The sequence below is a fragment of the Streptococcus danieliae genome (assembly GCF_009767945.1).
Lineage (GTDB): Bacteria > Bacillota > Bacilli > Lactobacillales > Streptococcaceae > Streptococcus > Streptococcus danieliae.
In genome coordinates, this window is sequence record NZ_WSRS01000002.1 from 22,331 (window position 1) to 38,010 (window position 15,680).

General features: G+C 42.6%; 13 protein-coding genes and 1 tRNA gene. 12 read left to right on the forward strand and 2 right to left on the reverse strand.

The window, feature by feature from the left end; genetic code table 11:
- The first annotated feature begins 3 nt into the window (after positions 1-3).
- From E5983_RS00460 to E5983_RS00505, 10 genes are all read left to right on the forward strand, one after another.
- Entirely contained in the window at positions 4-276 is a 273-nt protein-coding gene (locus tag E5983_RS00460; RefSeq protein WP_160331980.1) for a hypothetical protein, read from the forward strand.
- Positions 273-1,151, forward strand: a complete 879-nt coding sequence (locus E5983_RS00465) for a primase alpha helix C-terminal domain-containing protein (protein WP_160331981.1) — start codon at positions 273-275, stop codon at positions 1,149-1,151. Before E5983_RS00460 ends, E5983_RS00465 begins: the two co-directional genes overlap by 4 nt.
- On the forward strand, positions 1,152-2,672 hold the full coding sequence (locus tag E5983_RS00470) for a DNA primase family protein (RefSeq protein WP_160331982.1): 1,521 nt from the start codon (positions 1,152-1,154) through the stop codon (positions 2,670-2,672).
- A gap of 347 nt (positions 2,673-3,019) precedes the next feature.
- The gene (locus tag E5983_RS00475; protein WP_160331983.1) at positions 3,020-3,244 is read left to right on the forward strand and encodes a hypothetical protein; all 225 of its coding nucleotides are present in this window, start codon (positions 3,020-3,022) and stop codon (positions 3,242-3,244) included.
- Positions 3,235-3,417, forward strand: coding sequence for a hypothetical protein (locus tag E5983_RS00480; RefSeq protein ID WP_160331984.1), 183 nt, complete (start codon positions 3,235-3,237; stop codon positions 3,415-3,417). The genes E5983_RS00475 and E5983_RS00480 overlap by 10 nt, the downstream gene beginning before the upstream one ends.
- Before the next feature lie 228 nt (positions 3,418-3,645).
- Positions 3,646-4,134: a hypothetical protein gene (locus E5983_RS00485; protein ID WP_160331985.1), complete on the forward strand. Its 489-nt coding sequence runs from the start codon at positions 3,646-3,648 to the stop codon at positions 4,132-4,134.
- 9 nt (positions 4,135-4,143) lie between these two features.
- Positions 4,144-4,554 carry a DUF1492 domain-containing protein gene (locus E5983_RS00490; RefSeq protein WP_160331986.1) on the forward strand — a complete coding sequence of 137 codons (411 nt, stop codon included), beginning with the start codon at positions 4,144-4,146 and terminating at the stop codon, positions 4,552-4,554.
- A gap of 987 nt (positions 4,555-5,541) precedes the next feature.
- The gene (locus E5983_RS00495; protein ID WP_160331987.1) at positions 5,542-6,861 is read left to right on the forward strand and encodes a GHKL domain-containing protein; all 1,320 of its coding nucleotides are present in this window, start codon (positions 5,542-5,544) and stop codon (positions 6,859-6,861) included.
- Entirely contained in the window at positions 6,858-7,619 is a 762-nt protein-coding gene (locus E5983_RS00500; protein WP_160331988.1) for a response regulator transcription factor, read from the forward strand. The genes E5983_RS00495 and E5983_RS00500 overlap by 4 nt, the downstream gene beginning before the upstream one ends.
- Before the next feature lie 61 nt (positions 7,620-7,680).
- Positions 7,681-7,752, forward strand: a tRNA-Glu gene (locus E5983_RS00505).
- Between the two features lie 177 nt (positions 7,753-7,929).
- On the opposite strand, the gene E5983_RS00510 is transcribed toward E5983_RS00505, so the two are convergent.
- Positions 7,930-10,467 carry a YfhO family protein gene (locus E5983_RS00510; RefSeq protein ID WP_160331989.1) on the reverse strand — a complete coding sequence of 846 codons (2,538 nt, stop codon included), beginning with the start codon at positions 10,465-10,467 and terminating at the stop codon, positions 7,930-7,932.
- 294 nt (positions 10,468-10,761) lie between these two features.
- A complete protein-coding gene (locus E5983_RS00515; RefSeq protein ID WP_160331990.1) occupies positions 10,762-12,384 on the reverse strand; it encodes an ABC-F family ATP-binding cassette domain-containing protein in 1,623 nt (540 codons plus the stop codon).
- A 398-nt stretch (positions 12,385-12,782) separates the two neighbouring features.
- Here E5983_RS00515 and trpS point away from each other — a divergent pair, with 398 nt between their 5' ends.
- Positions 12,783-13,805 (forward strand): tryptophan--tRNA ligase, encoded by a 1,023-nt coding sequence (gene trpS / locus E5983_RS00520; protein WP_160331991.1) that lies wholly within the window; start codon positions 12,783-12,785, stop codon positions 13,803-13,805.
- A gap of 99 nt (positions 13,806-13,904) precedes the next feature.
- A complete protein-coding gene (gene guaB / locus E5983_RS00525) occupies positions 13,905-15,386 on the forward strand; it encodes an IMP dehydrogenase (protein ID WP_160331992.1) in 1,482 nt (493 codons plus the stop codon).
- Positions 15,387-15,680: the final 294 nt, after the last annotated feature.

Consider the following 15,680-nt stretch of genomic DNA (forward strand, 5'->3'; position numbering starts at 1 on the left):
ACCATGAATCTATTAAGCCAAGAGGTTGAAACAGCTTTGAAGTTGGAACTATTGACCATGGTTAAGAAATTTCTGGAATCCTATGAGAGAAAAAGGAATCGCAAGACGGGGCTTATTTCTCAAAAAGAATTAATGGAGGAGCTTGAGATCAGTTATCAAACTTTGACAAGGTGGGAAAAAGCTGGCTTGAAACGCTACCAACCACCGCTTGAGGATACCCGAACAGTATTCTACAGAGAGTCCGATATATTGATGTTTTTAGGAGCTGAAAGATGATTTATACAAGTATTGGAGTACAAAACAGACGACTGACCCCAGTAGCTCCTGATATGAGTTCATGGGACTACTTGGTCGCCTTAGAGCCTGTACCTGTCCCACCTACAGCAGGATTGGGGCAATGGAAGAAGAGCCAAGCCCCGTACTGTATCGCTGGAACAGTTGAAGCTGAACCAGACGGGAGTTACAAACGGAGTAATAAAACACTCGTGGCGCGTGATTTGATTTTTCTTGATTATGACGAACTAGAGAATCAAGATGATTTTTTCGAAGCAGTCAAAGAAGTTTTGAGCGACTACACTTTCTTGATCTATCCAACCATCTCATATAGCTTAGAAAAGCCAAAGTACAGGTTAGTAGTCAAGCCAAGCGAGGAAATGGATGAAGTTAGTTATAAAGCTACTGTTAGGGAGATAGGGGACAGAATCGGCCTACCTTACGACGGGGCTTCTCTAACGTGGTCGCAGCTACAAGGTTTACCCGTGAAGACACAAGCAATGGCTGGGGCTATCCGTTTTCAGAATCTGGGGCAGGACTACCCCGTGCAGAAAGTTGAAAAGACTGACTCGGTTGGCGGTTCTTCTCCTAGAAGTTCGGGAGGTATTTCAACGGCTTACAGCGGGGACTCACTTACAATGCGGGTTGTTAAAACTCTCCTGAATGGTCTAGGAGACGAGGGAGGGCGAAATGTTGCGCTGACTCGATTTGTGGGACTTCTATACTCGAAGTATGTTCGGTGCGATGTGGCCACAGCGTATGAGTTGGCAAAAATTGCCAATAGTGTGACGACTGACCCGTTACCGATTGAAGAAGTTGACAGGACTTTTAAAAGTATCACAGAACGAGAAATCGAAAAAAGGAGACTAGGGCTATAGATGAATATTGAAGAATTAACCCAAAGCATGAATCAGGCGGAAGCTGAATATGATTTTAATGAGATTGAGAGCATGGCGGATTTGTACCGCAGAATCAAGCAAGCTGGGGAGCTTTGGAGAATAGAACATACCGAAATAAAGATTATTTCAAAAGGACCGAGAAAGGGGGAAACTGAAACAAAAATCCCGATACCCTCCCCTGTTGATGTTGCAGAGAATTTGAACAAGCTATGCCATTTTACTTTCATTGGTCGGGGTGGGATTTCTGATAGCAGCCCCGTGTATACATTCGATTGGGATAGTGGGGTATACACTCATAGTCGGGATTTATTGTGGCGATTGTGTCGGGCTTTTGATGGTCGTTTGAAGTCGGCACACTACAAAGAAGTTGAAATGCAACTAAGAACCATGATAAAGATGAAGCGACCTCTAGAAGATAGAAATCTTATCCCGGTCAATAATGGAATCTTTAATCTCAAAGACAAGACTTTCAGACCACACGCGCCCCAGTTCATTATCACCAGCAAGATTAAGACTAGTTATAACCCAGGGGCTGAAAAGCCGATCCTCGGGGGCTGGTTTGATTTTGATGAATGGCTGGACGGTATCGCAGTAGGTGATGAAGATGTAGTGACTCTCCTTTGGCAGATCATGAATGAAGCTATCAATCCCAACTATACAAGGGGGAAAATTGTTCTCCTTCTAGGAGATGGGAACAACGGAAAAGGGACTTATCAAGATTTACCAAAGAATTTGATAGGCCAAGAGAATGTAGCTGCCTTGCGGCCTGACCAGTTTGAAGGGCATAAGCCTGAAATGTTGCTCGGTAAAGTTTGTAATATCGGTGATGATATTAGTAACAAGTATCTTGATGAAGTTTCTGACTTGATGAGTATAGCGACAGGGGACACCGTGATGATCAATCCCAAGCATGAAAAACCTGTAGAACTAACCACGAAGCCTTTGTGTCTTTTCTCGGCCAATGCGTTGCCTAACAGTCGAAACAAGTCCCAAGGTTGGTATAGGCGTTTATGTATCGTTCCTTTTAACGCTGATTTTAACGGACAGAAGGAGCGCCCAGAAATCAAGCAAGTATTTTTAAAAGACAGGGAGCTTTTAGAGTGGGTTCTGTTTAAGATTTTGAACATGGAGAACTTTAAGAAATTCATTGAGCCAGAAGTGACCAAGACGACGCTTGAGGAATACAAGTCAGATAATGACTATATCCTTGGTTTCGTGAAAAACAGGTACGTTCCTAACGGTTGGGATGGACTAACTCATGTACCTACAGCATTTTTAAAAAGAGAGCTGTCAGAGTATGCCCATGACGAGGGAATCAGCAACCCACAGCTTTACGGAGCGGGTAAGCGAGTTGTAGCTGTTTTGAATAAAGAGACAGAGGGAAGGTATGAAATAAAGTCGGGGCGGGTAGTTTTTGGTGATGAAAAAATCTTAGATCCGTTTGGTTTTTTTCAAAAAGACCTAGCAGGGTCACGGAGGGGAATCAGTAAAATCAGATAAAAGGTTTGTGCCCTTGTTTGAAATAGCCAAAACCCTTGATAATACTAGCTGTTTAGGTGGTTTGTGCCTTTGTTGTGACTTTCTTTTTTAAGAATGGCACAACGAAAACCATTGGTGTTGCTGGGTTTGTTGCTATTATGTGACCTTGTGACGTTCTTTTTCTATTATGGATAAAATAAAATAAATAATAATTATTATCTATTTAAAATATATATAATGTCCGAGAAAAACGGCACTGGCACACAACGTGGCTAAACCCTTACAGCCCCAAGGGTTTGAGCGTGTTCCCTTTCTAGGGCACAAAAGGTCACAAAATCTATTTTTTAACATAAATTAGGAGGAGACACATGAAAGAAATTGTAAATATTGAAGAAATGATGGTATTCATCATGAAATTATTGGTCAGCGGTGCCGTGGTTATGTTGGAAGATGGTGGAATTTCCCATGTACCTAGACCCAAAAATGACGCTTTGGTTATTGAGTTTGAAGATGGAGAACCGACCGGGTGCATGAGAGCGGAAAAGGTTGAGGAATTTTATGAGGTTAAGAAAGGGGTGTTGAGATGTTTATAAAAACCGAAAAAGGACTGGTCAATATTGATCAGATTAAAATGATGAGATTTCCTTATGATGAGGATGAACACCAAGGAATGCTTTTGGTATTAAAAAATGACCGAGTCGTGATGACGGAAATACTTTACCCCGATTTAGTGGAAAAAATGGAGAAATTAGGGGTATTGATTTAAGAAGGAGGAAGAAAAATGCAAATCGGAAACAATAACATGGTGGGAATAGATAGTTACAACGATCAATGCTTACGCCTAACGTGTTGAAGCTGATGAAAGTCTTGGATCATGACGGAATTTATACGGAGTTCCTGGAGAATGTTGAAGTCTAAACAATAAAAAACGAGGGTAGCCCAAAAGTGGGTTGCCTTTTTGCCTACATAGTTGGGCATTTGGAGGTATATAGTGATGATGAAGCTAACCATAGAACAATTTGTCGGTATAATGGACAGCCCACGCGCAAAAGGTATGTCAGAGGGTGAGCCTTTTGAAATTGATTTAGAAGCTGAATCATTGTACTTGGGTAGTCAGTACATACCGCTGGAGTCACGACCAGCCAACTATGGCGGTAAGCAATGGTATTTTGTTTGTCCTGATTGTGATACAAAGAGACGGGTACTGTATGGCGAGATTGGACTCATGGCTTGCGGTGAGTGCCAAGGGATCTATAAGCAGACACGGAACAGAACCAAAACAGATTGTGGGTATTGGTGGGATATGGCACTAAAGGAAATCCGAAAGCTAGATCCAAATTTTAAACCGCCAAAAGGTTACGTAGATTATGATGACTTTCCAAAGCGCCCAAAGTGGATGAGATGGCCTGATTATCTGAAGCGCTGGAGGAAGTTCCATAAGTACATGGATAAAGCCCACACCTTATGGCTTAAAGGGTGGTAGAATATTGCAATGACAGATATTAAGAAACGATTGAACAGACTGAAGAAAATACCTGAACGCTTGCAAGAAATCAAAAGGGAAATCGAATACTTGGAGAGTAACCCGATAGCTTCCCAGCAGTTTGAGAATCAGCCACGGAACAATAGCAACAGGAATACCACCGAGGATAGAACTATCAATACCATTGACAGGTTGTCCGAGTTGAAAGTGGAGTTTAAAGCTTGTCTTGACGAGCAGAAAGAGATGGCCCAGGGCATTGAATCCTTGTCTGACCCGTTAGACAATATGGTTATCAGGTTGTTCTACATCGATGGCAATAGCTGGGACGAGGTAGCTAGGAGTTTACGGGTCAGCAAAGCCACTATACAACGGGCTAGGACAAGAGCCATGGAGGAGTTGGAGGAGTTGCTGGGTGGGTGATATTACTAGAAAATACGAGAATAAAATCTGATATAGATGAACAGGAAACCAATACAAACTAGTAACGTCCATTTTTGGACACAACTTAAAACATTTCAACATGCTCAAATTTGAGTGGGTTCAGAGAAGGAATATGATCAAGTAAGAAGCGAAGCCTTGCATGAGTTCACTTATGGTTATCTAGGCGGTTGCTTGATGGAGTTGGTAGCTGGTACATAATCGATTTTTTGGGAACGGTCACAGTAGGAAACAGTAGGGGAGCTGACCCTGTAAAACACAGACTTAGGTTAGACTAGTCCCCCATGTCGAAAAAATCGGGATTTAATTTTAATTCCGCCACCGGTGGTGGGGTCGATTACGGAGATATTTGCATTTCTCGCGTACGACCCCCCTCCCCCCTGTCGTTTTCTTGTCATTGCTGACTTCTGACTGATTTGGGGATTCCTTTTTGGTGCATTTTAGGCTGTTTTTTAAAAGAATACCGCTCAGAATAGCAAAAATTTCAACGAGACCGCCCCTATTTTGAACCCTAGTAATGTCGGTGGTGATTTATACCTTGAATCCTTAAAAGCTCCCAGGGGGAAAATACGGGGCTATTGTGGTTATCAACTATTAGTTGACTGTTTCCATTTTTGGCAGAGCACGCGCAGATTGAAAGCAGGTAATCCAGTAGCTCCCTTATAGGCTGAAAAATGTCAAGTTTTATCAAGTTGTATATTTTAGTAGCTATGTGGGTATTTGCTCGCTGGCAACGGTGTAGGCCTATCCCTTAGCAGACCAACAAAAAAGCGAAGTCGTTTTGACCTCGCCAGCTTGCCTACTGAACTCGTAAAAAATTTGTTCCCCTTTTTGTTCTCCTTTGGTGGTAGTCTATGGGGGTGTATGGAATATCTAAACCCCTAAAAGTGTTGATTTGGTGGTTTTTGTTGGCTGTATGGCGGAATAATAATAATTAGTATTTGCTTTAAGATATAGTATACAGTTGCTATGGAAGTTCATTTGTTTTTAGGACAGGAGAGTCCGTTTCTTCTGCTTTTATTGCTGATCCGTTCTGGGAGCCTGGGCTGGCTCTTTTTTAGTCTACTGAGAAATCGTTTAAAAATGCCTTTCTTTAGTGGTTTCTGCTTGTATGAGCTACTGTTGATAGGGTTTGGAATCTCTTATCCTCCGATCTTTCATCTATTTCTTCTGGTAGAACCTTTTTTCCTGTCTTGGATTCTGTATCGAAATACCTATGAGAGTTTTTCGTTCTCGGCTTATTCGGTTGGGATCCTCTATCTAGGTTTTGATCTATTACGTGCCTTTTTTCTTTTTGGCCTGTATGCGATTGTAGATCACCGGGTGTTTGTGGATTTTCATGTGCTCCTATATGGTGTAGTTGCAGGTTTGTCTGTCTATACTTTGGGTCTCTGTTTTCACTATGTTCATCGCTATTTATTATTGTTGGATAAGCCTCGTTTTCAACAGCAGGTGCGGAGCTCCTTTTTGTGCTTTATGTTGATCCATTTGCTGTTAACCCTGTCGCAAATGTGCAGCTGTTCCTTGTTATCTCTTGGTTGCTTTAACTTCTTGCGAACGGCCTCGCTTTATGGATTTGCTTTTGTTATCTTACGTTTGCGTTTGTCTATTCTTGCTTTTGAAAAAGAAGAAAGGGAGGCACGGCTTCCTATGGCTAAGTTGTGTAAAAAGTTAGGTTGCCTCTATCAGGACTTAAGGGGATTCCGACATGACTTTGCGGGCATGATGGTCAGCTTTACGATGGCGATTGAAAGTCGGGATTGGGAATTGATTGAAAAATTACATCGAGAAGTACTGTTGGAGGCCAATAAGAGCTTGTCCTCTCACGAATATTCTTATTTTGATTTGTGCCTGTTGGAGGATAAGACCATCCGGAGTTTAATCTTTCACTATCTGGGGCAGGCTCAGGAAAAAGGATTGGAATTTTCTCTGGAAATTCGCGAAGAGGTCCCAGCCCTGAATGTAAACCAGCTGGCCTTGGTTCGCTTGCTGACCATTTTACTGACCAATGCAGTTGAAGCAGCTCAAGCATCTGCAGAGAAGGAGATTGCGCTAGCGATTTTTTCAACGGAACACGGGGTAGAGTTGATTTTGGAAAATAGCCGACCAGCTGGTGACTTGGATATTCAAAAAATCTACCAATCTGATTGGTCGACCAAGGGGCCTAGTCGAGGAACCGGTCTCTTTACGGTAAAGCGGATTCTCAATCATGAGGAATCTATGTTATTGGCTACGGACTTTGAGGACCATCGCTTTACCCAACACCTAACGATAAGGAGTCACACATGAAAGTACTGATTTTAGAAGACCAGCTTCACCATCAAATTCGTTTGGAAGGAGCTTTGCAGGAATTAGGGGAAGAATTGCAGCAGAAGCTAGAAATTCGAACCACGGGGAAACTAGAGGAATTTATGGCTTACCACGCGCAGGCGGAAGTTCATCAACTCTATTTTCTGGACATTGAGATTCAGAATCGGGAGCGAACGGGATTGGAACTGGCACGTGAAATTAGGAAAGACAACCCCTTTGCGATCATTGTGTTTACCAGTTCCCATTCTGAATTTGCTCTTTTAACCTTCCGTTATCAGGTGGCTGCTCTGGATTTTATTCCCAAGGATTTGGCAGATGATCTATTTCGTATCAGGTTACGAGACGTGTTAGAATATAGCCGTTCGCATTTTGTAGATGTGGATACCCAGGCAGATTATTTTGATTTTTGTACCAAAGGCGAACGCCTACAAATCCCTTTTCAGGATATTTTCTACATTGAAACGGCACCCAACTCCCACAAACTACGAATGGTCGGAAAAAATTTTATCAAGGAATTTCCAGGAACCCTACAAGAATTAAGTGATTTAAAGGACTCCAAAGGACGAGACCGGTTTTTCCGCCCTCACAAGTCCTATCTAGCCAATATTCAAAATATCCGAGGCTGGGATCGACGAAATAGGATGGTGTTATTTCTGGAACAGGTGAGCTGTCCCTTGTCCCGTTTACGGTTTGCAGCCATGAAAGAGTTATTAGCTGAAAAAAATGAAATTTTTTGAAAAAAAGACTTGCATTCTCAAATCTGAACTGCTATAATTATTCTTGTCCTTGAGATGAGATGGTCCGTTGGTCAAGGGGTTAAGACACCGCCTTTTCACGGCGGTAACACGGGTTCGAATCCCGTACGGACTATAGTTGAGTCGGAGTTCCTCCGGCTCTTTTCTTATGTCTAGAAGCCATAATCAAAAACCACACTGCGATAACTCCATCTTGATTCATTTTAAGATTGGGAATTGTAGTGTGGTTTTTAGTTAAGCCTAGTTTTGTCAAGTATCTCTTTTTTATGTTTTATGAGACTTTTGTCCTGGCTTAAGTGGCTCTAGTTTTTAAGAAACGCTGGTAGAGCAGAAAAGCTATGAGGGAGATGAAACTGATCCAGAAACTAGCATAGAATCCTTGTGGAACAAAGACGAATTGAATGGTGTTAGATCCTTTTGCCAGATCTATGGCCATAAATCCTGTTTGTGCTTGACGGATGGGGATTTCTTTTCCATCTTGGTAAGCTTTCCATCCTTTGTCGTAAGGGAGGGTTACAAAGAGACTGCTAGTTTTGTCGGTTTGGTACTGGATGTTCAGTTTATTGCCTTCTATACGAACCTCTGGTTGATTCTCTTTGAGTTTGCTAAAGAGACTTTCCAGACTTTCTTGAGGAATGTTGTAGACATGGGGTTGACCGTAGCTGGCTTTGGTAGCTCCTGGAAAGAGGAGTTTCAGGTTCACTTCCTTGGCTTCAGAGAAGTAGCCTAAATCAAAGAAGGAGAAGGTGTTATCTAAGGTGTAGGTGTAGACGTTCCCGTCTATCTGGAGTTGGACATTGGAGTCTTCATCATCAGGGAATTGGATATTTGGGAGACTGAGGTAGAGTTGCTGATTGGCTGGTACCTGCAGTACAAAGCTTGTCTGTGGAGGAGTATCCCCGTCCTTTTTGAGATTCCGTTTCAGGTTGTTTTCATAGATAGGAACTTCTTCAAAAAGGGGAGAGTCCAGGCCAGTCAGATGGTGCAGCAAATTGCGCTGATTGTCTAGCGTTAAGCTGGATAATTCAATATCTTCATAGATTTCTTGGGTTAGAAAGGCGAGGGGAAGAGCCCAGTTATTTTCCTCAAGGCGATAGTCGTTTGCTGTTGCAATGGTAGTAAAGCCTAACCGTGGTGGCTGATTTTTACCAATAAGGTAGCGGATACCAAAGAGACTGTCCATGAGGACGGTGTTGTTTTGATAGCGAAGATTGAGGTTGCTACCGGAAGATTTGTACCCGAGGACGTCTAAGGTACCGCTAGTCAGGCGATTGCGAACAGAGGAGAACTGGGAGATGCCATTGAGTCCATGCTTCATCGTATCATTCCCTGTTTGCACCTGTGTTAGTTCTGCTCGGTAGTCTCCTTCTGACATCTGTTCTTTGAGAGCGAGGATCTCTGTTTGGCCTCTTTGGTAGGAATCAAGAGAGGCGAAGCCCCATTCCCCGGCAATTCCCTGAATTTGAAAAAAGGAATTGCAACCAATCTCCACGATTAGGAAGAAACTAACCGCCACAGTGTAGAAGATAGGAGACAATTTGGCCTTCTTGTAAGCCCAGAAGAGCAGCAAATAAGCACCTAAAAATTCAAACGTTAATAAAAACTGGGTAGAATCGAGATAGGTATAGTGCTTGCTGGAGAAATACCAGGTGAGTCCCCAGCCACAGGCTAGGAAGAGGTTGGCGAGGAGTACTTGCTTGAATTGCAGCTCCTCGAGGCGCTCTAAGACAGTTGCGGCCATAAAGACGAGCAGTACGGAAAAGAGCCAGGAGTAACGGTGGAGAAACATATTGGGCGCATGGAATCCTTGCCAGAAGAGGTCTAGGCCTTCAAGATAGAAACTAGTAATTAGGAAACTGATGAGGAGGCCATAGGACAGTTTCACATGAAACCGGATCGATTTTAGGAGAAAGAAGCAGAGACTGAGAATTAAGGGGATTAATCCGACATAAATCATCGGGATCGCCCCGTATTTGGTAGTGTCAAAGGCTCCCACCAAGGTTTTGGCAAAGATATCGAGATACCACGAATCCTCTGTCAAGAGCCGATCAATCGGTGTCAAGGACTCGCCATGACCCCGAAGGTCCAAGAAAGTCGGGAGTAGCATGATGGCGCTACTGGTTCCAGCTAGAATAGAGGTAAGACTAAAGCGGGTTAAACTTGACAGTCTTCTCTTGAAATCCCAGCTGAGTTGAACCAGGTACCAAAGTGGAAGGAAAATGACCAGCATATAGCCAAAGTAGTAATTTTGAATCAAAAGAACGGTCAAACTAACATAGTAAAGACCAACTTTACCCTGCTTGATGAGCTTGTCTAGTCCGTAGAGAATGAGTGGGACCAAGATAAAGACGTCCAACCAGGTCTTGATTTCCAATTGACTAACTGTAAAGCTCATAAAACTATAGCAAAGTGAAAGTATTAGTGCCAGATAGGGTTTTAGTTGCTTAAACGTTCCTTTGATGGAAATAAAGCTAGACAGGCCAATGCAAGCAAATTTAAGGATTGTAAAGAGATAGACGGCATTGGGCATGGTCTTTACGTCGAAGAAATACACTAAAGGAGAGAAGAAACTCCCTAAATAGTAGGAACTTAAGGCATAGAAATTCAAGCCTAAACCGGTGGTAAATGAATAGAATAGACTATCTTTCCCATGTAAAATATCTCGTAAAGCAGTGTCAAAAATGACATACTGGTGGAAACCGTCTCCGAGCAAGGCTGTTTTAGGGCTTGACCAGTAAATTTCCTGACTGTAATAGAGGAGAATCATGCCTAGAGCTGGCAGTATAAATGAGAGGATGGCAAGAGATTGCCTTTTGAGCAAATCTTTCATAATAATTCCTATATAAAAAGGGAGGCTGGGACATCGGTCCTGGCCTCGAAGTTTATTTACAGAGTCTTTTAATTTAGCGCTTATTCCTGCTTCTTACTCCCTAGTTTGAATTCAAAGGGCACCTCTAAAAACTAAATTTCTGAAAATCTAAATGTTGATTTATCAAGGTTTGAGTGATTCAATTTGAAGAAAAACTGGGGTTTTTAGAGGTCCCCAAAAATAGAGCGTAATGGAGAGTAAGGGAACAGTAAACTAAAAGATGATAAGGGAAGCAGAGTGTAAATTCAAAGAGTCTTAATTTTTCCAGAGTTCTTGAACCTTAGCTTGAACTTCTTCATTTTCAAGGAATTCATCGTAGGTTTCGTCAATCCGGTCAATCACACCATTTTTAGAAAGGACGATGATGTGGTTGGCTAGGGTTTGAATAAACTCATGGTCATGACTGGCAAAGATAATGCTTTCTTTAAAGTTTTTCAAGCCATCGTTAAGGCTGGAGATAGATTCCAAGTCTAAGTGATTGGTTGGATCATCAAGAACCAAGACGTTAGATTTCAGCAGCATCATTTTTGATAACATGACGCGGACCTTTTCTCCCCCTGACAAGACGTTGACAGCCTTGTTGACTTCATCTCCACTGAAGAGCATGCGTCCAAGGAAGCCACGGAGGAAGGTATTGTCATCTTCTTCTTTACTTGCAAATTGACGTAACCAATCGAGGATCGATTCATTGCCAGCAAAGTCTTTGGAATTATCTTTTGGTAGGTAGCTTTGACTGGTGGTTACCCCCCACTTGACAGTTCCTTCATAGTCGATATCTCCCATAATGGCACGAATGAGTGCAGTTGTCTGGATATCGTTTTGTCCGATGAGGGCTGTTTTATCACCTGGGCGGAGAATGAAGCTGATGTTGTCAAGGATTGTTTCACCATCAATTTTGACACTGAGGTTTTCGACTGTCAAGAGGTCATTCCCAATTTCACGTTCTGCTTTGAAGTTGATAAATGGGTATTTGCGGCTGGAAGGGACGATTTCTTCCAAGACAATCTTATCAAGCATTTTTTTACGGGAGGTTGCCTGTTTTGACTTACTTGCATTTGCTGAGAAACGTGCCACAAACTCTTGGAGTTCTTTGATTTTCTCTTCTGCTTTGGCATTACGGTCAGCTTGCAATTTGGCAGCCAATTCACTTGATTCTTTCCAGAAGTCGTAGTTTCCAACGTATAGTTGAATTTTTCCAAAGTCAAGATCGGCCATATGGGTGCAGACCTTATTGAGGAAGTGACGGTCGTGGGAGACGACGATGACGGTGTTGTCAAAGTCAATCAGAAAGTTTTCTAACCAGGTGATGGATTGAATGTCCAAACCGTTGGTCGGCTCATCGAGGAGGAGAACGTCTGGTTTACCAAAGAGAGCCTTGGCTAAGAGAACCTTCACCTTTTCACCATTGGTCAATTCACTCATGTTTTGGTAGTGAAGCGCTTCTGGGATATTGAGGTTTTGGAGTAGTTGTGCTGCTTCACTTTCTGCTTCCCAACCACCCAACTCTGCAAAAAGACCTTCGAGTTCGGCAGCTCGAACCCCGTCTTCATCAGAAAAATCAGCTTTCATATAAATAGCATCTTTTTCTTTCATAATGCTATAAAGATGCTCATTTCCCATGATAACGACATCAATCACGCGCTCGTCTTCATAGTCAAAGTGATTTTGACGAAGGACAGATAGACGTTCGTCTGGACCGAGGCTGATCTGACCAGTACTTGGTTCGATGTCTCCGGCTAGAATTTTTAGAAAAGTGGATTTTCCGGCCCCATTGGCTCCAATGAGACCATAGGTATTTCCTTCTGTGAATTTGATGGTTACATCATCAAAAAGTTTGCGATCACTGAATCGCAATGATACGTCTGTTACTGTTAACAATGGACTTCTCCTATTTTTAATATTATTCTCATTTTACTAGAAAGGAGGCTATTTATCAAATCTTGACTTACAATAAGGAAGACTATACAATAGTATCCATCAGAAAAGTAATTTTGTCTCCTCTCAAGAGAGCTTGTGGTTGCTGGGAACAAGTGGGGAACAGGGTGAAGATTGGGCTGATAGACCCTTTAAGTTGCTCTTTTATGATTGTGTTAGCTCGTCTTGGCATAGACAGGACTGCTAGGATTTGCTACCTTATAAAAGACTAGAAGGAATAGATGAATAGAGTAAAAAGAGATGGTTTTCCATAACTGAGGTGGCACCGCGGTATATCGTCCTCACAGAGTTTTTTCTGTGTGGACTTTTCTTTTTATAATTCGAAATGAGAAAGGATTTCTATGACTAAACCAGTTATTTTAACAGGAGATAGACCGACTGGAAAGCTCCATATCGGTCATTATGTTGGGAGCTTGAAAAATCGTGTGCTACTCCAGGAGCAGGGCCAGCACCAGCTATACGTTTTTTTAGCGGATCAGCAAGCTTTAACAGATCACGCCAAGGACCCCCAAACGATTGTGGAATCGATTGGGAATGTTGCCTTGGACTATCTAGCTGCTGGACTTGATCCAGCCAAAAGCACTATTTTTATTCAAAGTCAAATTCCCGAGTTGGCAGAATTGTCCATGTATTACATGAACCTGGTATCACTGGCTCGTCTGGAACGTAATCCAACTGTCAAGACAGAGATTGCCCAAAAAGGTTTTGGGGAGAGTATCCCAACAGGATTTTTGGTTTATCCAATTGCCCAGGCTGCAGATATTACAGCCTTTAAGGCAAATTTTGTTCCAGTGGGCAATGACCAGAAACCGATGATTGAGCAAACCCGTGAGATTGTCCGGAGCTTTAATCATACTTACCAAACAGATGTGTTGGTTGAGCCGGAAGGGATTTATCCTGAGAATGAATCAGCAGGTCGCCTACCAGGTTTGGATGGCAATGCCAAGATGTCCAAGTCTTTAGGGAACGGTATTTATCTGGCTGATGATATGGATACCTTGCAGAAAAAGGTGATGAGCATGTATACTGATTCAAACCATATTCGTGTTGAGGATCCAGGACAAATTGAGGGCAATATGGTTTTCTATTACCTCGATGTCTTTGGTCGTCCGGAGGATGTAGCTGACATTCAAGCCATGAAAGACCACTATCAACAGGGAGGTCTCGGGGATGTCAAGACCAAACGTTACTTACTAGAGATTTTGGAAAGAGAACTCGGACCTATTCGGGAACGCCGCTTAGAATTTGCCCAAGATATGGGACAGGTTTATGAGATGCTCAAAAAAGGGAGTCAGGTTGCTCAAGCAGTGGCTGCGGAAACTCTGGATCAGGTCAAGGAAGCAATGGGGATTCGCTATTTTTAATCTTAAGTGATACTAGTTGACAATTCAGTTGAGAGTGATAAAATATTTTAAACCTATCAGGATTGGCCTGATAAAAGATAAAAAAAGAGGAGAAATACCATGTCAAATTGGGATACTAAGTTTTTGAAAAAAGGATACACCTTTGATGACGTTTTGCTAATTCCAGCAGAAAGTCATGTGTTGCCAAATGATATTAATTTGAAGACACAATTGGCACCAAATTTAACCTTGAATATCCCTATTATTTCAGCTGCAATGGATACGGTTACGGATAGTCGTATGGCCATTGCAATGGCTCGGGCTGGTGGGCTTGGAGTGGTTCACAAGAACATGCCTATTGAAGAACAGGCCGAAGAGGTTCGTAAAGTGAAACGTTCTGAAAATGGCGTTATCATGGATCCCTTCTTTTTGACGCCGGATAACTCTGTATCCGAAGCCAATGAGCTTATGGAACGCTACCATATTAGTGGTGTCCCAATTGTCGACTCGCTTGACGGTCGGAAGTTAGTCGGAATTATTACCAATCGTGACATGCGTTTCATCACGGATTTTGGTCAATCGATCCGTGAACACATGACCAGTGAGGATTTGGTTACTGCACCTGTTGGTACAGATTTGGAGACAGCTGAGCGCATTCTTCACCAAAATCGGATTGAAAAATTACCATTGGTGAATAGCGATGGTTCCTTGGCTGGTTTGATTACGATTAAAGATATTGAAAAAGTGATTGAGTTTCCAAATGCGGCTAAAGACCACTATGGACGCCTCTTGGTTGCAGGTGCTGTCGGAGTTACTTCAGATACCTTTGATCGGGCTCGTGCCTTGTTTGAAGCAGGAGCAGATGCGATTGTTATCGACACTGCTCATGGTCACTCTGCCGGTGTTCTTCGCAAGATTCGTGAAATCAGGGAAGTGTTCCCTGATAAAACGCTGATTGCCGGAAATGTGGCGACAGCTGAAGGTACACGAGCTCTTTATGAAGCTGGAGTTGATGTGGTGAAGGTCGGAATCGGACCAGGATCTATCTGTACAACCCGTGTCATTGCAGGTGTTGGTGTACCACAAGTGACTGCTATCTATGATGCAGCAAGTGTGGCGCGTGAATATGGGAAAGCCATCATTGCCGATGGCGGAATCAAGTATTCAGGTGATATTGTCAAAGCCTTGGCCGCAGGTGGACATGCAGTTATGCTCGGATCTATGTTAGCGGGTACAGATGAGGCACCAGGTGAGACAGAAATCTTCCAAGGACGTAAGTTTAAAACCTATCGCGGTATGGGAAGTCTAGCAGCTATGAAAAAAGGCTCCAAAGATCGCTATTTCCAGGGTTCTGTCAATGAAGCAAACAAACTAGTTCCTGAAGGGATTGAAGGTCGGATTGCTTATAAAGGTGCAGCATCAGATATCGTCTTTCAAATGGTTGGTGGACTTCGTTCTGGCATGGGCTATGTGGGTGCTGGAGACCTCTTCCAACTCCGTGAAAATGCTCAATTTATGGAGATGAGTGGTGCGGGTCTTAAAGAAAGTCATCCACACGATGTTCAAATCACGAATGAGGCACCAAACTACTCTATGCATTAAACCTATAAAACTAAAAGGGTCTGACTCCTCTTGAATTGAGGGAGAAGACCCTTATTTTTTTATTAATGAGGTTGGGACAAAAGTTTAGCCTCTCTATTTATGATTAGCAAAATAAGATGACGCAGTAGTTGATTGGGTCTAACAGTATTGTATGCTATTAGAGAGTACCAAATATTGTTTGCTAAGCAAACTCCAATCGTTCGCCATATGAAGAACACTACATAATCAACCTTGCGGGGGTGGGATGGAAAAGGTCCTGAAGACTTTTTCCATCCCAGCCTAAAAATAAGGACG